16 protein-coding genes are annotated in these 20,017 nt (G+C 60.1%); 10 read left to right on the forward strand and 6 right to left on the reverse strand.

The window, feature by feature from the left end:
• Positions 1 to 368: 368 nt before the first annotated feature.
• The 4 genes from QO002_RS22145 to QO002_RS22160 all read right to left on the reverse strand — a co-directional run bounded on the left by QO002_RS22145 (position 369) and on the right by QO002_RS22160 (position 4,784).
• On the reverse strand, positions 369 to 1,235 hold the full coding sequence (locus QO002_RS22145) for an aldose 1-epimerase (protein WP_307235012.1): 867 nt from the start codon (positions 1,233 to 1,235) through the stop codon (positions 369 to 371).
• Between the two features lie 20 nt (positions 1,236 to 1,255).
• The gene (gene araH, locus QO002_RS22150; RefSeq protein ID WP_307233870.1) at positions 1,256 to 2,206 is read right to left on the reverse strand and encodes an L-arabinose ABC transporter permease AraH; all 951 of its coding nucleotides are present in this window, start codon (positions 2,204 to 2,206) and stop codon (positions 1,256 to 1,258) included.
• On the reverse strand, positions 2,203 to 3,735 hold the full coding sequence (gene araG, locus QO002_RS22155) for an L-arabinose ABC transporter ATP-binding protein AraG (RefSeq protein WP_307233871.1): 1,533 nt from the start codon (positions 3,733 to 3,735) through the stop codon (positions 2,203 to 2,205). Before araG ends, araH begins: the two co-directional genes overlap by 4 nt.
• Positions 3,736 to 3,800: 65 nt before the next feature.
• Positions 3,801 to 4,784 carry an arabinose ABC transporter substrate-binding protein gene (locus QO002_RS22160; protein WP_307233872.1) on the reverse strand — a complete coding sequence of 328 codons (984 nt, stop codon included), beginning with the start codon at positions 4,782 to 4,784 and terminating at the stop codon, positions 3,801 to 3,803.
• 204 nt (positions 4,785 to 4,988) lie between these two features.
• Here QO002_RS22160 and QO002_RS22165 point away from each other — a divergent pair, with 204 nt between their 5' ends.
• From QO002_RS22165 to QO002_RS22190, 6 genes are all read left to right on the forward strand, one after another.
• On the forward strand, positions 4,989 to 5,759 hold the full coding sequence (locus QO002_RS22165; RefSeq protein ID WP_307233873.1) for a FadR/GntR family transcriptional regulator: 771 nt from the start codon (positions 4,989 to 4,991) through the stop codon (positions 5,757 to 5,759).
• Positions 5,760 to 5,814: 55 nt separating this feature from the next.
• Positions 5,815 to 6,963, forward strand: coding sequence for a galactonate dehydratase (gene dgoD / locus QO002_RS22170; protein ID WP_307233874.1), 1,149 nt, complete (start codon positions 5,815 to 5,817; stop codon positions 6,961 to 6,963).
• A 17-nt stretch (positions 6,964 to 6,980) separates the two neighbouring features.
• A complete protein-coding gene (locus tag QO002_RS22175) occupies positions 6,981 to 7,760 on the forward strand; it encodes an SDR family oxidoreductase (protein ID WP_307233877.1) in 780 nt (259 codons plus the stop codon).
• A 248-nt stretch (positions 7,761 to 8,008) separates the two neighbouring features.
• The gene (araD, locus tag QO002_RS22180) at positions 8,009 to 9,724 is read left to right on the forward strand and encodes an L-arabinonate dehydratase (protein WP_307233880.1); all 1,716 of its coding nucleotides are present in this window, start codon (positions 8,009 to 8,011) and stop codon (positions 9,722 to 9,724) included.
• 10 nt (positions 9,725 to 9,734) lie between these two features.
• Complete coding sequence (locus QO002_RS22185; protein WP_307233882.1) at positions 9,735 to 10,640, forward strand: dihydrodipicolinate synthase family protein; 906 nt, start codon at positions 9,735 to 9,737, stop codon at positions 10,638 to 10,640.
• 93 nt (positions 10,641 to 10,733) lie between these two features.
• Positions 10,734 to 11,453, forward strand: a complete 720-nt coding sequence (locus tag QO002_RS22190) for a FadR/GntR family transcriptional regulator (protein ID WP_307233884.1) — start codon at positions 10,734 to 10,736, stop codon at positions 11,451 to 11,453.
• Positions 11,454 to 11,766: 313 nt separating this feature from the next.
• On the opposite strand, the gene QO002_RS22195 is transcribed toward QO002_RS22190, so the two are convergent.
• Complete coding sequence (locus tag QO002_RS22195) at positions 11,767 to 13,017, reverse strand: GNAT family N-acetyltransferase (protein WP_307233886.1); 1,251 nt, start codon at positions 13,015 to 13,017, stop codon at positions 11,767 to 11,769.
• A 10-nt stretch (positions 13,018 to 13,027) separates the two neighbouring features.
• Positions 13,028 to 14,173: an LLM class flavin-dependent oxidoreductase gene (locus QO002_RS22200; protein ID WP_307233888.1), complete on the reverse strand. Its 1,146-nt coding sequence runs from the start codon at positions 14,171 to 14,173 to the stop codon at positions 13,028 to 13,030.
• 427 nt (positions 14,174 to 14,600) lie between these two features.
• On the opposite strand from QO002_RS22200, the gene QO002_RS22205 reads away from it, so the two are divergent.
• From QO002_RS22205 to QO002_RS22220, 4 genes are read left to right on the forward strand one after another with little or no spacing between them, the layout of a single operon-like run.
• Entirely contained in the window at positions 14,601 to 16,361 is a 1,761-nt protein-coding gene (locus QO002_RS22205; protein ID WP_307233890.1) for an ABC transporter substrate-binding protein, read from the forward strand.
• Positions 16,362 to 16,374: 13 nt separating this feature from the next.
• Positions 16,375 to 17,985, forward strand: a complete 1,611-nt coding sequence (locus QO002_RS22210; protein ID WP_307233892.1) for a dipeptide ABC transporter ATP-binding protein — start codon at positions 16,375 to 16,377, stop codon at positions 17,983 to 17,985.
• Positions 17,978 to 18,928 (forward strand): ABC transporter permease, encoded by a 951-nt coding sequence (locus tag QO002_RS22215; RefSeq protein WP_307233894.1) that lies wholly within the window; start codon positions 17,978 to 17,980, stop codon positions 18,926 to 18,928. Before QO002_RS22210 ends, QO002_RS22215 begins: the two co-directional genes overlap by 8 nt.
• A 4-nt stretch (positions 18,929 to 18,932) precedes the next feature.
• Positions 18,933 to 19,925: an ABC transporter permease gene (locus QO002_RS22220; protein ID WP_307233896.1), complete on the forward strand. Its 993-nt coding sequence runs from the start codon at positions 18,933 to 18,935 to the stop codon at positions 19,923 to 19,925.
• Positions 19,926 to 20,017: the final 92 nt, after the last annotated feature.

A 20,017-nucleotide genomic window follows, 5' to 3' on the forward strand; every position in this document is an offset into this window, starting at 1 on the left:
ACGCTGCACGCGACTTCCACCGGCTACAAAAGTTTCGCGAATGCGCTTCGACCGTGGTGCCGAATTCCCACCCACCGCTCTCAGCCCAAGCTCTTCGACGCGCTCGATGCCACTGCGTCTCAACATTAAGCAATCTGCAGACAAGAGAAGCCTGGAAGAAACGAGGGCGAAGCTAGGGCGCCCAAGGAGAGTGCTCATGAAATACGGACCTCTATACGGTGTGGATGCTCGATTTCGTCAGGGATCCTGTCACACAGGTCGATGGCATATCCCACCGCCGGTGGACTGATTACCTTAGGATAAATAGTTCACGGTTTTCGATTGCGCCATCACTCACAGTCCGTCCCACAACCTCGATATCCAGACCCTCACCCTGATAACACCACCGGGCGCAGATAGATGCTACAAGAGAAGCTCTGTTCCTGCCGCAGCATCATTAACCCTGCGCCTGACGACATGCTGTGGGCGTTGGGCAGGTGGCTCATGGGCTCGAAGCAGAAGAAGTCGGCATCGGCCTCCGGCGAATAGATCATGAAGCACCGGAAGATGCCGTCGACTGCCAGCGAGAGACCAAGCCCGTATTCAGGCCACTCTATCCAAGCCTGGCCGTTCCAGCCGTCATAGGCATTGTTGATCCAGTGTCCGGGGAGGGGCTTTGAGGTCGTAAAATCCAGTCCTGCCGGGACAGCCACGGGCATGTCGGGCAAATGCCCGGCCCGTTCGGTCCAATACCGTTCGGCCTGCGCCTTTAGCCGTGTTCGCGGGGTGCGGGGGAAGAAGGGATGGAAGCCCAGACCATACGGCAGCGCGGCATCGGATTTGTTGGTCACGCTCAGCGAAAGTGCCACGCCATCGTCGTCGAGCCGCACGGTCTGGATGGCCTCGTAGCTGTATGGGCTTGGTGGTTCCGCGCGGCGCACATAAAGCAGCACTGCCTGGCTTCCGGTTTGCGCTATAACCTCCCACTCGGCAAGCCAGCCATCGCCGTGCAGACAGAACGGATCGGCGGTGTTGGGCTGCATCGTGAAGCGTTTGCCGGCGAACTCGAAGGCGTTCGCCTCGATCCGGTTGCCGTAGGGCACTAGCGGGAAACTTGCCTCGGCGCCATGTCGTTGCGAGGCGATCCCCTCGGTCGGTGTTGGTTGCAGAAAGGGTATTCCGCGATAGTGTCCGGAGAGAAGCGAGCCGCCGAAGCGGCTCACTTCCACCAAGAGATTGTCGTTCTGCAGATGCAGAACGTCCTGCCATACCCGGCTTACCCCCGCCGCCCGGCGGCCACGGAGCGCAGGTTGTCAAGCAGAACTGCGAGCAGCAGGATTAGTCCGCGAACCACGTATTGGTAGAAGGCCTGGATGTTCAGAAGGTTCATGACATTTTCAGCAATGCCCATGATCAGCACGCCGACGATGACGCCAGCCATGGCTGCGCGCCCGCCGGCCAGCGAAACGCCGCCGAGAACGCAGGCTGAAATGACCGAGAGCTCAAGCCCGGTTGCCGCATTTGGCTGACCGGATGTGATGCGGGAGGCCAGCAACACACCGGCGATACCGCAGACGAGCCCCTGCAGCGTGAAGATCCAGATGCGCATGCGGATGACATTGACACCAGCCAGCCGCGATGCTTCTGGATTACCGCCGATTGCGAGCGTATTCTTGCCAAAGACGGTGCGGTTCAGCAGAAATCCGAAAGCCAGGAAAAGCGCGCCCATGACCCAGATCGGCGTCGGCACTCCGAGGAATTTAGACAGTGCCAGTTGATAGAAACCGGGATCGTTGATGCCGACGGCTCGACCGTCGGACGTGATCAGGGCCAGGCCGCGAACGATCTGCATGGTCGCAAGGGTGGTGATCAGCGCATTGATGCGGAAACGGGCAATCACCACGCCGTTGACGAGGCCGACGAACCCGCCGCAGACCAGCGCAGCCAGCAGGCCAAGAACGATCGATCCGGTGGCGTTCGACGCCATGACGGCGATCATGCCGGAAAATGCGACTGTCGAGCCGACGGAAAGATCGAAGTCGCGGGACGCCAGACAGAACATCATGGTGCAGGCGACGATGCCGATCGTGACCACGGACTGCAGCAGGCCGAGCATGTTGCGCTCGGTCAGAAAGTTGGGAACCGTCACCGAGACGACCGCAAAGGCGAGGGCGAAAATGACGACCAGTCCCTGCTCGCCGAGAAGGAGTTTTTTTAATGATGTCATCGGCTTTGTACCTGTTGAATGGGTAGGTCGTTGGCGTTCGAAACGTCCGGCAGGGCGGCGGCGAGTATCCGCCGCTCGTCGAAATCGGCACGTTCTATCTCGGCGGCGATGCGGCCTTCGCACATCACGGCGATCCGGTCGGTGATGCCCATGATCTCGGGCAGTTCGCTGGATATGACGATGATTGCCATGCCTTGTGCGGCGAGCTCGTAAAGGATTTCGTAGATTTCCGACTTGGCGCCGACGTCGATGCCGCGCGTTGGCTCATCGATCAGCAGCACCTTGACGCCCTGCTCGGAAAGCCAGCGGCCGAGGATGACCTTCTGCTGGTTGCCGCCGGACAAGTTGATGATGTCCTGCCTACGCGACGGCGTGCGCACGCGCAGCTTGGCGATGAACGTGTCGGCCAGCTCGCCTTCCTTCTTCGGATTGAGGATGCCGAAGGGGGAGAAATGGCGGCGCGAGGAAATCGCCATGTTTTCCTCGATGGACCGGCCCTGAATGATGCCGTCCAGCTTGCGGTCCTCCGGGCACAGAACCACACCGGCGCGGATCGAATGCGCGGGGCTATTGGCGGTGACCGTTGTTCCGTCCACCGTGACCGTCCCTTGCGATCGAGCATCCGCGCCATAGAGAAGCCGCGCCATTTCGCTGCGGCCGGCACCAATCAGCCCGAAGAAGCCGAGGATCTCGCCTTTTCGCACCTTGAAATTGATCGGATGGGGGAGCTTGGGACCGGCGAGGCTTTTGATCTCCAGCCGCGTCGCGCCCAAGGGGCGCTCCCGCCATCCCCAGATATTGGCGATTTCGCGTCCGACCATCTCGGCGATGATCTGATCGCGCGTCACCTGCGAAATGTCGGGATGATGGGCTGCGAGCTTGCCATCGCGCAGCACAGTCAGGCTGTCGCAGAGGCGGAAGATTTCGTCGAGCCGGTGTGAAACATACAGAATGACGGTGCCGTTCGCGCGCAACCGGTCGATCAGCGAGAACAGGATTTCGCTTTCCCGGGAAGACAGAGAGGAGGTCGGCTCATCCAATGCGATGACGCGCGCGTCGACCATCACGGCCTTGGCTATCTCGACCATCTGGCGTTCGCCGATGGAGAGCGATGCGACTTTCGCCGTCGGATCGACATCGATGCCCATCTCGGTGAGCTTCTCAGTCACGATGCCGATCAGCTTGCGCTTGTCGAGCACGCCGGCTTTCGCCGGGAAACGACCGAGCCAGAGGTTTTCGGCAACGGTCAGCTCGGCGACCAGCTGAAGCTCCTGGTGGATGACGATCACCCCGGCCTGAAAGGCATCGCGGACAGACTTGTAGACCTGCTGCTCGCCACCAATGTGGATTTCGCCCGTATCGGCGCTCTGGTCCCCCGAGAGGACCCGGATCAATGTCGATTTGCCGGCGCCGTTCTCACCCATCAGGCCGTGAACCGCACCTTTCTTGATGGAGAACGAGACATCGGCCAGGGCTTGTACGCCCGGATATCCCTTGGATATCGATTGGAATTCTAGAAAGTCCTGCATAACGGCGCTCCGCAACGGGAACCCGGCGACCTCTGGCCGCCGGGTTGTTTGCATCGGTCTATCGATTACTCGATGCCGAGGTCCTTGCGTACTGTTTCATAATTGTCGCGCAATGCGATTTGGCCAGCTGTCAGGATCAGCTTTTCCGGCTCCTTGCCGTTGGCAATCCAGTCGTACATGTTGAGGGCGGTCTCATAGCCGTGACGCTTCGGCGAGATGATCACGGTTCCGAAGAAACCGGTCGCGGACGGCTTCTTGAATTCGTTGATCGCGGAATCCGCGCCGCCGATGCCAACGCCGATCATGCTGTCGGCGGGGATGCCGACACTCTCGGTGGCGCGCACGGCGCCGAGGACGGCTTCGTCGTTCAGGCCGACGGCAACCCACTTCTTGATGCCGGCGTTCTTGTTGAGAACAACCGTCGATGCATTGAGCGCTGCTTCCGTATCGGTCTTGGCCTGGGGCGCATCGAAGATGTTGGCTTCCGGGAAGCCGTTTGCCTTCAGCACCGAAAGAGCGCCTTCGACACGATCAACGGCGGTCGGGAGCTGGTCGTAGGAAACGCGGATCGCGCCGACGTCCTTCATGTCCCAGCCGCGCTTCTTGATTTCATCGACGATCGTCTGGCCGACGGCCTCGCCGATCTTGGTGGCGGAAATGCCCATATGCGGGACGTCTTCAATCGGGCTGCCGTCTGCATTGACCAGCCGGTCATCGACGGTCATGACCTTCAGGTCGTTTGCTGCGGCCTTGGCAACGATGCCCGGTCCGAGCTTGACGTCCGGCGTGCAGACGATGAAGCCCTGCGCGCCTTGGGCACCAAGGTTGTCGATGGCCGACTGGAGCTTTTCACCGTCCTCTGCGCCAATCTTGACGAGGGTGAAGCCCTTTTCCTTGGCTGCTTGGTCAGCGAATTTCCACTCGTCCTGGAACCAGGGCTCCTCAGGCTGCTTGACGATGAACCCGATTTTCACATCTGCGGCGAAGGCGGATGTCGCGGCGAAAACGGCAACGGTGCCAGCCAGTATGGCTGCTTTGATAAAGCGCATGTTCTCTCTCCCAATGGAAACTGCTCCCTGCAGTTCCTTTTTTGTAGGATGAAACATCATACGAGTCAATTGCCTTTGTATGATGATTGATATATCTGTGTATGACATTGGAGAGTGTATTGGCGGCGGATCGTAGATGGTCGCCACAAAAATCAAACTGCGATAAGCATCGCAGTGCACTTTGCGTGCAACGATGGGGTGGAGATGGTGGTGCAGGGACAACAAGAGCAACCGTTGGCGGTTTCGGGCGAAAAGCCGGGCCGGCGGCCCCGCGTGCAGAAAAACGTAACGCGGACCATCGCGACGGACATCTGCGCCGATGTCTTTCCGGTCGGCACCTATCTTCCCACCGAAAACGAGCTTTGCGACCGGTACGGCGTGAGCCGTACCGTCATCCGGGAATCGCTGAAGATTCTGGAATCAAAGGGTCTGGTGCGCGGGCGCTCGCGTGTGGGGACGATCGTCTGTGGCAAGGATGAATGGAATATTCTTGATCAGCAGGTCCTGGAATGGATCGGCGCGCGGATTTTCGAGTTTGACCTGCTGACCTGCATTCTGGATGCGCGCCGGGCGATCGAGCCTTTCGCGGCGGAGTTCGCGGCCGAGCGCGCAACGGTGCAGGAGATTGCCGAGATTGAGCGCGCCTGGCAGCAGATGCGCAATGCCGAAGGCGATGTGGAACGCTTTACGCAGGCGGATGTCGCCTTTCATGCGGGCCTGTTGAAGGCCAGCCACAACCAGGTTTTTGTTCAGCTATCGAGCATCATCCAGGCGGCGCTGGAGTTTTCGCTGCACGCTTCCAATGAAGCGGCCGATGCGAGAGACGAGGCCGTCGATATCCACAGGATGCTGGTCGAGGCCTTGCGCATGCGCGACAAGGTCGCCGCCCGGGAATGTTCACGCCGCATGCTGGAGATCGCCGCCCGTGATCTCTCCATTGCCGTGACCCGGCACCCGGTGCCACCTTCGGCCTGAGCCCAGTTTGGCTGCCAGCCCCAGTCTCACTCCCATATCCACAAGGTCAAGTCGCATGAAAATCACCAAGCTCACCACCTATATCGTTCCGCCGCGCTGGCTGTTCCTGAAGGTCGAGACGGATGAAGGTATTGTCGGCTGGGGAGAGCCTGTGGTCGAGGGCCGCGCGTTGACGGTCCAGGCCGCCGTGCACGAACTGGAAGATTACATCGTCGGCAAGGATCCGTTCCTGATCGAGGATCACTGGAACGTCATGTATCGCGGCGGTTTCTATCGTGGCGGTGCGGTTCACATGAGCGCAATCTCCGGCATCGATCAGGCGCTCTGGGATATCAAGGGCAAGGCGCTCGGCCAGCCGGTCCATTCGCTGCTCGGCGGTCAGGTCCGTGACAAGATCAAGGTCTATTCCTGGATCGGCGGCGACCGGCCGGCCGATGTCGCCAACAATGCGAGGGACGTCGTCGCCCACGGGTTCAAGGCGATCAAGCTCAACGGCTGCGAGGAGATGCAGATCGTTGACAGCTACGACAAGGTCGAAAAAGCTGTCCAGACTATTGCTGCAATTCGCGAAGCGGTCGGGCCTTACATCGGCATAGGCGTCGATTTCCATGGGCGCGTGCACAAGCCGATGGCAAAGGTGCTGGCTAAGGAGCTCGATCCCTACAAGCTGATGTTCATCGAAGAACCGGTTCTGTCGGAAAACAAGGACGCCCTGCGCGACATCGTCAATCACACTTCGACGCCGATCGCGCTCGGGGAGCGGCTCTATTCGCGCTGGGACTTCAAGCAGGTCCTGTCCGACGGTTTCGTCGATATCATTCAACCGGATCTTTCCCATGCCGGTGGTATCACGGAATGCCGCAAGATCGCGGCGATGGCGGAGGCCTATGATGTCGCGCTGGCGCCGCATTGCCCTCTTGGCCCGATCGCCCTTGCCGCCTGCCTGCAGGTCGATGCCGTCAGCTACAACGCCTTCATCCAGGAGCAGAGCCTCGGCATTCATTACAACAAGAGCAACGACATCCTCGACTATATCTCCAACAAGGAGGTCTTCGAGTATGCGGATGGCTTTGTCTCCATCCCGCAGGGGCCGGGCCTCGGCATCGAAGTCGATGAGGCCTACGTCATCGAACGCGCCAAGGAAGGCCATCGCTGGCGCAACCCGATCTGGCGTCATGAAGATGGCAGCTTTGCCGAGTGGTGATGCAGGAGGCTAATGCGATGGCGAACCGGCTCAAGGGCAAGCGGATTATGATCACCGGTGCGGCGCAGGGCATCGGCCTTGCAATCGCGCGGGCCTGCGCCAGTGAAGGCGCAAACCTGTTTCTCGTCGACCTTGATGGCGGCTTGCTGGAGGCAGAGGCCGAGATTTTGAAGATGGGTGGGGCGACCATCGGTTATGCCGTCGCCAGCATCACCGATGCCACGGCAATTTCCGCGGCCGTCGAACGCGCCGCAGCCGAGATCGGCCCGATCAACGCGCTGATCAACAATGCCGGTGTCAATGTTTTCTACGAGCCGCTGGAAACCAGCGACGCGGAATGGCAGCGCTGCTTTGATATCAATCTGAAGGGCGCATGGAACTGCGCAAAGGCGGTGCTCCCCGGCATGATCGGCCAGGGCGGCGGCGTGATCCTCAACATCGCCTCGACCCACGCTTTCACCATCATTCCGCACACGTTCCCCTATCCGGTGGCCAAGCATGCTCTGTTGGGCATGACCAAGTCTCTCGGCATCGAATACGCGCCGCAGGGCGTGCGGGTGAACGCACTGGCGCCGGGCTATGTCCGGACCCAGAAGGCGACAGAATACTGGAACAGTTTCCCCGATCCGGTTGCAGCCGAGGCCGCGACAATGAAATTGCATCCCGGCGGCCGCATCGCCACGGCGGAAGAGATCGCGCTTGCCGCACTGTTCATGATCTCGGACGAATGCCCCTTCATGAACGCCACATGCCTGACGATCGACGGTGGCCTGAGCGTTCTGCACCACCCCGTCTGATCGGGCGTCATCGCCGCTCAATGCTTCGCTGGTTTTGATAACGACCCGGCCGCAGATGCTTGCGGCCGGGTCGTTTCGCTTATGAGCCTCAATATCAATTTTATGCCCGGCCGCACATGTGAGGCAGTGGCACCGCGCCTACGGATTCGTCGGGTTTGCCGTGCGAATTTCATGCCGTCTTTGCTTGACGATTAATAACTCCGATTATATGAGAATACGAATTACGAAGAAAATCGGAGGAATGACCCATGTCCCGGAAACTGAGATCGCAAAGCTGGTTCGGGGGACTGGACAAGGACGCGTTCATTCATCGCAGCTGGATGAAGAACAACGGTTTGCCCGATGATGCCTTCGATGGCCGGCCGGTCATCGGCATCTGCAACACCTTCTCTGAATTGACACCCTGCAATGCCCATTTCCGCGGGCTGGTCGAGCAGATCAAGGCTGGCGTCCTGGAAGCCGGCGGCTTGCCGCTGGAGTTTCCAGTCTTCTCCTGTGGTGAATCGAACCTGCGTCCAACGGCGATGCTGTTTCGCAACCTGGCATCGATGGATGTCGAGGAAGCCATTCGCGGCAATCCGATGGATGGCGTCGTGCTGATGGCCGGCTGCGACAAGACCACGCCATCGCTGGTCATGGGGGCTGCATCTTGCGATCTGCCTGCGATCGTCATTTCGGGCGGACCGATGCTGAATGGCCGGCTGAAGGGTCGCACGATCGGCTCGGGCACTGATGTCTGGAAGTTTTCCGAGGATGTTCGCGCCGGGGTCATGTCGCCTGCGGATTTCATGGCCGCCGAAAGCGCCATGTCCCGCTCGCCCGGTCATTGCATGACCATGGGCACCGCCTCCACCATGGCCTCTATGGCCGAGGCTCTTGGGCTCGCACTTCCCGGCAACGCAGCCTATCCGGCCGTCGATGCGCATCGCGCGCGGCTCGCGCGGCTGACCGGCCGCCGGATCGTTGAGATGGTTGCCGAGGACTTGCGCCCGTCGCAAGTCCTGACGCGCCAGGCCTTTGCCAATGCCATCCGTATCAATGGCGCGATCGGTGGCTCGACCAACGCGGTCGTCCATCTCCTGGCGATTGCAGGCCGTGTCGGCACGGAGCTGACGCTCGACGACTGGGACCGTTTTGGCCGCGACGTGCCGACAATCCTCAACCTGATGCCTTCGGGCCAGTACCTCATGGAGGAGTTCTGCTACGCCGGCGGCCTGCCGGCCGTTATGAAGGAAATTGCCGATATGCTCGATCTCGACTGTCTGACAGTCACCGGGCGAAGCGTCGGCACCAATATCGAGGCTGCCGAAAACTACAATCCAGATGTTATTCGTCCTCGTGACAAAGCGTTGACGCAGCAGGGCGGCATCGTCGTGCTGAAGGGCAATCTGGCCCCCCATGGAGCGATCCTCAAACCTTCGGCGGCGTCGCCGGGACTGATGCAGCATCGCGGCCGCGCCGTGGTCTTCGAAACCATCGATGACTACAAGCGAAGGATCGACGATCCGCAGCTTCAGATCGACGAAAACAGCATCATGGTTCTGAAGAATTGCGGCCCGAGGGGATATCCCGGCATGGCCGAGGTCGGCAACATGGCGCTACCGCAAAAGCTTCTCAAGAAGGGCGTGCGCGACATGGTCCGGATATCGGATGCGCGCATGTCCGGGACCGCCTTCGGCACGGTTGTCCTGCATGTCGCGCCCGAGGCGGCGGTCGGCGGCACGCTGGCGCTTGTCGAAGAAGGTGACTGGATCGAACTCGACGTCGAGGGCCGCCGGCTGCATCTCGACGTAGATGACGGTGAACTTGCGCGCCGACGGGCGCGATGGTCGGCGCCGAAGCCGGAGATGGCCGGCGGATATCAGGGTCTCTATGTCGAGCGCGTGATGCAGGCGGACAAGGGCGCCGATCTCGACTTTCTGATTGGTTGCCGCGGCCACGCCGTTCCCCGCGAAAGCCATTGAGGAGGCGGATGTGAACGATTTCCGGATTGATGATCTGCACGGCATTCACGCCATCCTCTACGCCCTGTTCGACAGGCATGAGAAGCTCGATCGAAACGCCATGCGCCGGCAGGTCGAGCTTTGTCTTGCGAGCGGCGTGCACGGCATGGCGGCGCTCGGCCTTGCGACCGAGGCCTCAAAGCTTGGCGAGAACGAGCGCCTGGCGGTGATGGAATGGGTCGTCGAGGATACTGCCGGCCGGGTTCCGGTGGCACTGACGATCTTCGGGTCCTCCGTCGACGAGCAGGTCCGCCAGGCCCGCCATGCGGCCAAAGTCGGCGCCGACTGGCTGATCCTGCAGCCGCCGATGATCGGGCAGTTTTCAGCCCGCGAATATATGCAGTTCTTCGGTCGTGTGGCCGACCAGACCGACCTTCCCGTCGCCATCCAGAATGCCCCGGCGCTGATGGGGTGCGGCTTGTCGGCCACCGATATTCGCGATCTGGTTCAGCAGCATCCGAATATCCGACTGGTGAAGGGGGAAGGCCCCGTCGTCGATATCGCGACGCTGATCGAGGTGACCGATGGAACGCTTCCGGTCTTCAACGGCAGGGCAGGGCTGGAGCTGCCGGACAATCTGCGCGCCGGTTGTCGTGGCCTGATCTTGGCACCGGATTGCATCGACTATGCCGTTCGGGTTTACGAGTTTTTTTGCGACGGATGGGATGAACAGGCGGACGAGGACTATCGTCGCATGCTGCCGGCGGTCGTCTTTACCATGCAGGGGATCGAGAACCTGCTTTGCTACGGCAAGCGTCTTTTCGGGGAGCGTGCCGGAATCCCCATCTTTGACCGCGCACCGGCGCTTCGCCCGAGTGAAGTGGGTCTGGCGATGACGAAGCGCTATGCTCAGGATCTCGGTGCGTTTGAGGAATAGAAGGCGGCTATCCTGATCGCGCCTAGGTGACAGGTGCAAGTCGTCTGCGCTTGCCTTATGACTTGGGACGCAACCACGCGAAATGGATGACGGATGAAGACCTTTGTACTTGGAGACCGAGGACTGCCTGCGCAGATTGCCGGCGAAATCGGCCGGCGGATCACGCTTGGCGAACTCAAGGTCGGCGAAATTCTTCCAAAGGAATCCGAATTCCTGACCAGTCTACGGGTCAGTCGCACAACGCTGCGAGAGGCGTTGAAAATTCTGTCGACCAAGGGCTTTATCGAGGCAAAGCCCCGCCTTGGCACCCGCGTCAGGTCCCCGGAATTCTGGAATACGCTCGATCCTGTCGTTCTGGCCTGGCAGGGCGGTGCCGATGACCAGGACGCGCTGGCGGAAGAACTGTTCGAAATTCGTTCGGCGGTCGAGCCCCTGGCCGCAGGCCTTGCCGCACGCCGAGGCTCTGCCGCGGAATATGCGCAGATCAGAGCTGCTTTTTCACACATGACTGAGGAGCATGCGACGGCGGAAGCGGCAATCGAAGCCGATATCAGCTTTCATCTGCAGATTTTTCAGGCCGCTCACAACCGGTTCCTCCTGCCCGTGTCCTCCGTCATCCGCGCAGCGCTGACCATCAGCATTCCGAAGACGCTGAAGACGTTCGGAGGCCTTCAGCATTCGCTGAAGATGCACGAGGCAATCATCGATGCCATTGAAGCGCGCGATGAAACACGCGCGTCCGAGGCTGCAACACTCCTGATCAGCGCAACCTACCAGAGAAATTTCTCTCTCGGCGGCGGGGATACGCCTTAACGAGTTTCAGGTAGCGGCAGATCTCGGTACCATGACGCAGATGAGCGTTCAAAAATCCCGCACTCTGTGCCTATGCCGCTGAACCATCGTAGTGTTTATCAGGTGTGTCGGCATCTCGGATCTCATAAAGCGGATAAAAAAAGAGCCAACAGCACCCGATCGCTTCACGAACCGGCACGGGCGACCGGGCTGGTACCGCTTCGAAGCTCCCTCCAATGTGACGCTACGAGCCTCCCATGTCCGTCGCCGCTGTACGGACGATCGACGGATGAGTTCCAGTAGCGTGCGAGCTACAGGCGACAGTTCATACACCTCAAAATGAGATACCCGAATGAGGGCGGTGGCTGGTAGCGAATAGCCGGTCTAGTTCTTCTGCGACTTCGGAGGAGGATGCCTGAATGCGGCCCGATGCCGCCAGAAGTGACGCTGGGTGTGCGCCGAATATCAGCGCGGCCAGCTCTGCGATTGCGATACGAGCTTCCGGCCGCTCGCCAACTCGCGCCGCACCCTTGGGACCGAGAGACCATATGCCCCCATTGTCAGGGAATACATCATCGTCAACAGCAATTGACACTTGTCGCGTCCCGCCGAAGGGGCGGGCGGCAAGCAGGGCTTCGAGGTCGAGGGGCCGTATCCAGCTTTCGTCGCGCAGGCCGGATATTTCCAGTGTTCTCGGGTTATTCAGAAGCAAGGGTAACGGATCATCGACCGGCCGGGACGGAAAAATTGCGCGATGCAGGATATCCTGCGCGAAGAGATGACCAATCAGGGCCCGCCAGGCCTCGTCATCATGCGCGATGAGGTCATCGATGATCACGGTGCGGCGCGATGACGTGAACCAGTTGTCGGAAGGCTCAATGTGGAAGCGCAAATAACCAAGCTCATTGCCTTCGGGGCCGAAGACGACAGCGTGGTGGGGCGTGGTGCCATGGGCCGCACGATACTCCTGTATGGCCCACCAGCCATCCCAGCGCGACAGCGTTGCGGCCCGCGGCTTTGGATCGGCATCGGCAATCTGTCGAAACAAGGGGAAGCTCTCGTAGGCATCGACAATGCGAAGTCCCTCGCGTGGCGTGGCGACGGCGAGTTCGGCGCGGGTCAGATCGAGTTCATGCTGGACAGACCATGAGGCGACACCATAACCGTATCGGCCGTAGATGCCGGTGTCGGATGCCCTCAAGCCTGCGACGACATAGCCTTCCGCGCGGGCGCGGCGAAGTTGTTCGACGAGAAGATGACGTGCAATGCCACGTCGCGTCGCGTCGGGAGAGACACCGACATGGGTCACGGCGAGATGCCGCACGCGGCGACCGCCGGGCAGGGTGATATAGGAATCGTAGCCGTTGACGACCCCACGGAGGATGTCATCCTCGAAGCCGCCAAGCGGGTTGCCTTCCGCCAGAAATCGGGCCTCGGTTTCAGGGCTGTTGCGACCAAAATCACCAATTCCCAGCAACGCCTGCCGAAAGACGGCAAAAGCCTTGCGGCGGTCCGCGTCACCATTCAGAAACCGTATATCCAGGCGGGAGCCGTCGGCGGGGGAAATTTTCGAGAGCGATGGCATGAGCTCTTCCTTATGATCTAGGGGATACTGGAGCGAGACGGCCCCGCGCCTTGAGAATAGCTGCGCCGCCCTCGCCGAAATGCCAGGCTTCTTCAAGATGAGGCTGGCCGGAGAGGATGAAGTGGTCGAAACCGACGCCGTGATAGGCTTCGATCAGATCGGCGACCTGCGCATGGCTGCCGACAAGAGCCGTGCCTGCGCCGCCGCGCACGAGGCCATAACCGGACCAGAGGCCGGGGTGGATTTCCAGCTCACGCGCCGACGTCGGCAGGCTCTCGCGATCCGCATGCAGGGCCGACATCTGGCTCTGGGCGACGGATTCGGATTTGGCGAGCAGATCCCGGGCTTTTCGCACGCGATCTGGTGAGAGCCAGGCGAGCAGCTTGTCCGCCACGGCCCAGGCTTCACCCTCCGTGTCGCGTGAAATGACATGCAGGCGCACGCCGAAGCTTAAGGAGCGGCCTTTGGCGGCAGCGCGTGCTTTCAGCTTTGCGATATTTTCAGCCTCGAGCGCCGGGGGACGGCCCCAAACCAGATAGACGTCGGCTTGGCTGGTTGCGACCTCCAGAGCCGCCAGGCTCGCTCCACCGAAGAATATCTGAGGCAGCTCGTACGGTGCCGGATCGATGCTCGCGTCGCGGATGTCATAGTGTTTGCCCTTGAAAGAGAAGGGCTGGTCGGCCGGCGCCGATGTCACGCCACGCACCACCGAAAGAAATTCCTCCGTCCTCTCATAGCGGGCATCATGATCCAGGTGGTCGCCAAAACGTGCCTGCTCGAAACGATCGCCACCCGTGACGACGTTGAGAAGCAGCCGCCCGCCCGTCATCCGCTGAAAGGTTGCCGCCTGATGGGCGACCAGCGTCGGCGATATCAGGCCGGGCCGGAAGGCAACGAGGAATTTCAGCCGCTCCGTTTCTTGGGCAAGAGCGGCCGTGGTAATCCAGGCATCTTCACACCATGTGCCGGTCGGGGTCAGAACAGCGTGGAAAGGCTGCGCTTCCGCAGCGCGTGCCACATCGCCGAGATAGGCGAGGGTCGGTGCGCGGAAGCCGCCGGACGATTCCACCAGATGACTGTCATTTCCCGAGCCTGTCAGGCCCCGGCTGTCGCCATTCGTCGGCAGATACCAGTGAAGATGGATTTTGCCACTCATGCCGAGGTGTTCCCGTCGGCTGGAAGTGGGCGTGCCGGCTGGAGCCGGGCATCCATCAGCCGCAAAGCAGGTTTAATCGAAAGTCCATTCAAAGCCATCGGTTGATCCATAGTCTATAAATTTAATAGACTTATGCTACGAGATCTGACGCTTGGCGTGGGCAATCCGTTCTAAAAACAGATTTTTCGAGGAAAATCGTTCTCTACTTTCACGCGGAATTGGCTGGTTGCGAGAGAGATCGCTTTTTTGGTGATCTGGCGTGCCTCTCGCAGGGTACGAGCCTCGAAACGCATCGATTTTCTGGCGAAACCGGATTTTCGACTGCTTATTTTCTCCTGCTGCGGCCGAAATTGGAACGTTGCCGCGTTTCAATAGCCTATAAAAACTATAGAAATAATGTAACTAAACCGAACCGAGGCAATTCCCTATGCATGTTAACGTCCTTTTGCGATCCGCCAAGCGGGCCGCCGTTCCTCTTCTCGCGGCTTACACCGCTCTTTGCGCCCCGGCACTTGCTGATGAGCCGAAATTCGGTGGCACGCTGCGCATTGCCTCGCTTGAATCCGATCTCGACGCTTTCGATCCGCTCACCGGCTACAGTATTGAATCCTGGGAAATTTTGCGTGCGACGACACGCCAGCTCGTCACCTATCCTGGTTCGTCTATCGGCCTCAAGGAAGACACGACCCTGGTGCCGGATCTGGCCAAGTCCTGGGATGTCAGCCCTGACGGCAAGACCTACACCTTTCACCTGAAGAACGACATCTTCTTCTCGGGCTCTACCGAACGCCCGATCGTTGCCGGTGATTTTGTCTATGGCATAAAGCGCTTCTGCGACCCCAACAAGCAGGTGGCGGCGATCAACTATTTCAATCTCGTGCTCTCCGGCTTTGTCGATTACTGCAAGGAATTCTCCAAGGTGCCGACCGGAGATCTGGCGGCGAGCAAGGCCTTCATCGATAGCCATGAAATTTCCGGCGTTTCCGCCCCGGATGACAAGACCCTGGTGATCCGTTCCGACACCAAAAACTACGACTTCCTCAATATTCTCTCGATGAATTTCGTGTCGCCGGTCGCGTCCGAAATCGCATCCAAATACTTCCCAGATTCATTGGAATCGCGCAAGAATCTGCCGTCGAGCGGCCCCTATTATGTCGTCTCCTACGATCAGGGGCAGAAGCTGGTTTTGAAGAAAGCCAAGAACTTCAAGGCCGAATCGGACGAAGCCCGCAAGGCCTATGTCGATGAGATCCATGTCGATTTCACCGCCAACAGCGAAGACGCGGTTGTTCAGAAAATCCAGGCCGGCGAAGCAGACCTCTCGCTCTATCTCGATACTCCGCCACGTGGCACCATCCGGCAGTATGCATCGGAAAACAGCCCGTTTCTGCATGCGACGAACAGCGGCTCGGCAAACTTCATCACCATAAACGCGCAGAAGAATGTCGCCAGTGAAGGTATTGATGCCTTGCGTAAACCCGAAGTGCGTCAGGCTTTGTCGTATGCCGTCAATCGCGCCCATCTGGTTCAATCACAGGGTGGGCCGATCGCGGCCGTACCGCTGTCGCAGATCATCACGTCGACGATTTCCGGCTACGAGCAATTCGACCCCTATCCAACCGAGGGCAACAAGGGAGATCCGGAAAAAGCCAAGGAACTTCTGGCCAAGGCTGGTTATCCCAATGGCATCACGTTCGACGCGCTCTATCGCACCAACGCGCAAGGGGAAACCATTGCCGTAACTCTCAAGGAAGATCTGGCGGCTGCTGGGATCACGCTGAACCTCATCCCCGTGCCTGCCAGCGAGTGGCGCGCCTATGTTCAAGACCCGAAATCGCGTTGGGACCTGTTCCTGAACGCAAGCTTTTCACCCGATTGGCAGGGTCCAAGCACACGCATGCTTCTGGGTGGCTGGCTGAATTCGGATGGAGCGCCGTGCGGTCCCGGAAACGTCTATGCGATCTGCTACAGCAATCCCGAGTTGAACAAGCTCGCCGCCGAAGCTTATCCGTCTGACAACCCCACCCCGCTCTGGACGAAGGCAGACAAGATCGTCTCGACGGACCTGCCCTGGATCCCCCTCTTCGAAAAGCGCAAGATCGCCATTACCTCGGACCGCGTCAGTCACTGGGTATGGTCTTCGCTGGCGGTGCAGGCCGACATTACCAACATCGCGCTGAAGAACTGAGGTGGGCAGCGCAATGTCCGTTTTCTCCGTAGATCATCTGCACGTGCGCTTTGGCGGGGTTCAGGCGGTGAGGGGCGTCTCCTTTGGCGTCGAAGCCGGCAAGACACTTGCGATTGTCGGCGAGTCGGGATCGGGAAAGAGCGCCAGCCTTCTGGGTGCAACCGGGCTTCTGCCCGGTTCCGCCACCGTCCAGGGCAGCGTTCTGCACCGTGGCCAGGAGATCCTTGGTCTAACGGATAGGGACTTGCGCAGAATTCGCGGTGCAAAGATCGGCTTCGTCTTCCAGGACCCGCTGAGCAACCTGCACCCCTTGAAGACGATCGGTGATCAGATCGGCGAGGCGATCTCGGTCCATCAGAGAATAAGCTCAAGGGAGAAGCGCGAGCGCGTGCTCGCGCTTCTCGACGATGTCGGTATTGCCGACCCGCTAGCGCGGCTCTCGGATTACCCGCGTCACCTTTCCGGCGGCATGCGCCAACGGGTGATGATTGCCATCGCCATCGCGCTCGATCCCGGCTTGATTATCGCAGACGAGCCGACGACGGCCCTCGACGTCACCGTTCAGGCGGCGATCCTCGACCTTCTCAAGCGCCTGCAGGAAGAGCATGGAACCGCGTTGATTTTCGTAAGCCACGATCTCGCTGTGGTCTCCGATATTGCCGATGATGTTGTCGTGATGCGCGATGGCATCGTCGTCGAAAAGGCGCCCGCAGCCGATATCTATCTCCGGCCACGGCAGGTTTACACCCGGGAACTGCTGGGCGCGGCGCGCCTCGGCGGCCCGAAGGCCTTTGCTACCGTTAAAGTTCGGGAGGCGCCTCGTCCTTTGCTCGACGTGCAGGATGTCGCGCGTTCCTTCGGGTCCCGCCCTGTGCTCGACAATGTCTCCTTCACCATCGGGGAAGGCGAGATTCTCGGTCTTGTCGGCGAGTCGGGCTCGGGAAAATCAACCATAGGAAGACTGATCGCCGGGCTCGACCGGCCTGACGCTGGTCGCATCAGCCTGAAGGGGGCTGAGTACTCCCGATCGGGTTCTCGCGGTGGCCTCTTGCAGGGCGATTTGCGCAAATCGATCCAGGTGGTCTTTCAAGATCCCTATGCCAGCCTCAATCCGAGGCGGCGAGTCGAGGCCATTCTTTCTGATCCTTTCATCATTCATGGCACTATCGACAAGGCGGACCTGCGCGAGAGCGTGAGGCAACTTGTCGCCGATGTGGAACTCCCCCAAGACATTCTGGATCGACTGCCGTCGCAATTGTCCGGAGGTCAGCGGCAGCGTGTTGCCATTGCGCGGGCGATTGCGCTGCGCCCATCGTTGATCGTTGCCGACGAACCGGTTTCCGCCCTCGACATCACCACCCAGGCAAAGGTTCTGAAGCTGCTTGCCCGCCTTCGCGACAAGCTCGGCGTGTCCCTTCTGTTCATTTCCCATGATCTTGGCGTCGTCGGCGAGCTCTGCGACCGGGTGATCGTGCTGGAACAAGGCCGGATCGTCGAGGCGGGCCGCACGCAGCAGGTCTTCGAACGCCCGGTTCACACCTATACCCGCCGGCTGCTTGCCTCCATACCGGGACGCAAGCGTCTACCCGCAGAGCCGGAGCCTGAGGATGCCATCTATGGCTGACACAATTCATTCCCCCGTCGTGCTGGCGGTCTCCGCTCCGTCGCCGTCGTCGGCAATACTGCTTCTGAAGCGTCTTTGGCGCGAAAGGGCGGTGCGCACGGGCGCAATCCTCGTCGGTTTCGTGTTGCTGGCGGCGTTGTCGGCGCCATTGGTCAGCAATCTGCTGGGACACGGCCCCATGGAGCAGTTCGAGGATACCGCGCTCGATGAAATGGGATTGCCCATTGGCCCTACGCTCGAATTTCCTCTCGGAGCCGATGGCAACGGCCGCGATGTCTTCGTCAGAACCCTCTATGGGGCGCAGGTCTCTTTGATCGTCGGCATCCCGGCGACAACGATCGCGATGATCATCGGTACGGCGGTCGGCCTCGTCAGCGGCTTTTTCGCAGGCCGAACGGATCGCATCATTTCGCAGAGCATCGACGTTGCCTTGTCCTTTCCCTTCATCGTGACGGCACTCAGCCTTCTGGCCCTTAATCGCGGCGGAACCGGACAGCCGATCGTCCCGCCAGTCGTCGTAGTCATCACCATCATTGCCCTGTTTTCCTGGGCCTATTTCGCACGCCTCACGCGCGGGCTCGTGCTGGAGTTGCGCACCAGCCCGATGGTGGAGGCCTCGCGCACCATCGGCGCGTCATGGGCGCGGATCATCTGGTTCGACATCCTGCCCAACATCCTGCCGACGGTCTTTGTCTACTGGGCCGTCCAACTACCCGCCAATATCGTGGCGGAGGCGACCCTTTCCTTCCTGGGCGTCGGCATCCAGGCGCCGATGCCGAGTTGGGGCAATATGATCGCTGAAGCGCAGCGGACCTCCCTTTATCAGGATCAGCCGTGGTTTCTGGCTGGCCCGGCACTTGCCCTGTTTCTGACGGTGGTCGGCTTCAACACCTTGAGCGCAGGCTTAAGGAACGTGCTCGATCCCCATCGCAGACGGACCTGAGACCATGACAAAACAGTTCTCCACCGTTGTCTTGCGCTCGATCTCGACGCTGGTCATCGTTCTTGTGCTCTCGTTCTTCATCACCCGGATCGCGTACCGCAATCCCGCTGCGATGCTTGCTCCGCGCAATGCGACGCAGGAGTCGATCGACGCCGTCGCGCGTGCGCTTCGCCTGGATGAACCCTGGTACCTGCAGCTATGGTATTACCTGTTCCGCGGTCCCGACATCCAGGGCGCGCCGATGGGATTGATGCACTGGCCGCCAGCTCTCGGGTTTTCCTTTCGCAAGCAGGCGCCCGTCACAGACCTTATTCTCGCAAAGGCACCGGTGACACTTTCGCTGGCGCTCGGCGCATTAGTGATCTGGATGGTGATCGCTGTCATTTCCGGAGTTGTCGCGGCGCGCTGGCAAGGCCGTCTCATCGACCATGTGCTCGCCTTCTTCGCCTATGTCGGTCTTTCGGTTCCCACTTTCCTAAGCGGCATCCTGATCTCCTATTTCTTCTTCTTCCAGTTCTCGAACCACGGCATTTCCTGGTTCCCGAGCAGCGGCTACGTTCCCTTGAGCGAAGACCCGCTGCAATGGGCGCGGCATCTGGCGCTCCCGTGGGCGACGCTGGCAATTGCCGAGATCGGGATTTTCCAGCGCATGGTCCGGGCCAGCATGCTCGACGTGCTGGGGCATGACTACATCCGCACGGCCCGCGCGAAGGGCGTCCCCGAGCGCCGGATCTATTTTTCCCATGCCCTGAAATCGGCCCTCAATCCCATACTGACACTGGGCGGGCTGGAACTTGCCACCATCATGGGTGGGGCGATCGTGACGGAAACGATCTTCGGGTTGGATGGGGTCGGCCGCATGGCGATTGCCGCTGCGCTGGAGGCCGATTTCCCGGTCGTCATCGGCACGACCATCTTTGCCGCCTCCGCCTTCATCATCACAACCCTTGCCGTCGATCTTGTCGCGCAGTGGCGTGATCCAGCCAATCGAAACTGAGCAATTCACACGATCCAATCATCCCTTTCTTGGGCCAGCAAACTCCAGGCTCCGACGCAACCGCGATCGCACAAACCCGGATTCACATATGC

The sequence above is a fragment of the Pararhizobium capsulatum DSM 1112 genome, from assembly GCF_030814475.1.
Lineage (GTDB): Bacteria > Pseudomonadota > Alphaproteobacteria > Rhizobiales > Rhizobiaceae > Pararhizobium > Pararhizobium capsulatum.

Excerpts from the sequence above, each read along its gene's own strand:
- QO002_RS22220 (WP_307233896.1), top strand. The coding sequence starts at position 18,933 with ATGACAAAACAGTTCTCCACCGTTGTCTTGCGCTCGATCTCGACGCTG.
- QO002_RS22165 (WP_307233873.1), top strand. The coding sequence starts at position 4,989 with ATGGTGGTGCAGGGACAACAAGAGCAACCGTTGGCGGTTTCGGGCGAA.
- QO002_RS22210 (WP_307233892.1), top strand. The coding sequence starts at position 16,375 with ATGTCCGTTTTCTCCGTAGATCATCTGCACGTGCGCTTTGGCGGGGTT.
- araH (WP_307233870.1), bottom strand. The coding sequence starts at position 2,206 with ATGACATCATTAAAAAAACTCCTTCTCGGCGAGCAGGGACTGGTCGTC.
- dgoD (WP_307233874.1), top strand. The coding sequence starts at position 5,815 with ATGAAAATCACCAAGCTCACCACCTATATCGTTCCGCCGCGCTGGCTG.
- QO002_RS22200 (WP_307233888.1), bottom strand. The coding sequence starts at position 14,173 with ATGAGTGGCAAAATCCATCTTCACTGGTATCTGCCGACGAATGGCGAC.
- QO002_RS22215 (WP_307233894.1), top strand. The coding sequence starts at position 17,978 with ATGGCTGACACAATTCATTCCCCCGTCGTGCTGGCGGTCTCCGCTCCG.
- araD (WP_307233880.1), top strand. The coding sequence starts at position 8,009 with ATGTCCCGGAAACTGAGATCGCAAAGCTGGTTCGGGGGACTGGACAAG.
- QO002_RS22160 (WP_307233872.1), bottom strand. The coding sequence starts at position 4,784 with ATGCGCTTTATCAAAGCAGCCATACTGGCTGGCACCGTTGCCGTTTTC.
- QO002_RS22205 (WP_307233890.1), top strand. The coding sequence starts at position 14,601 with ATGCATGTTAACGTCCTTTTGCGATCCGCCAAGCGGGCCGCCGTTCCT.
- QO002_RS22190 (WP_307233884.1), top strand. The coding sequence starts at position 10,734 with ATGAAGACCTTTGTACTTGGAGACCGAGGACTGCCTGCGCAGATTGCC.
- QO002_RS22195 (WP_307233886.1), bottom strand. The coding sequence starts at position 13,017 with ATGCCATCGCTCTCGAAAATTTCCCCCGCCGACGGCTCCCGCCTGGAT.
- QO002_RS22175 (WP_307233877.1), top strand. The coding sequence starts at position 6,981 with ATGGCGAACCGGCTCAAGGGCAAGCGGATTATGATCACCGGTGCGGCG.
- araG (WP_307233871.1), bottom strand. The coding sequence starts at position 3,735 with ATGCAGGACTTTCTAGAATTCCAATCGATATCCAAGGGATATCCGGGC.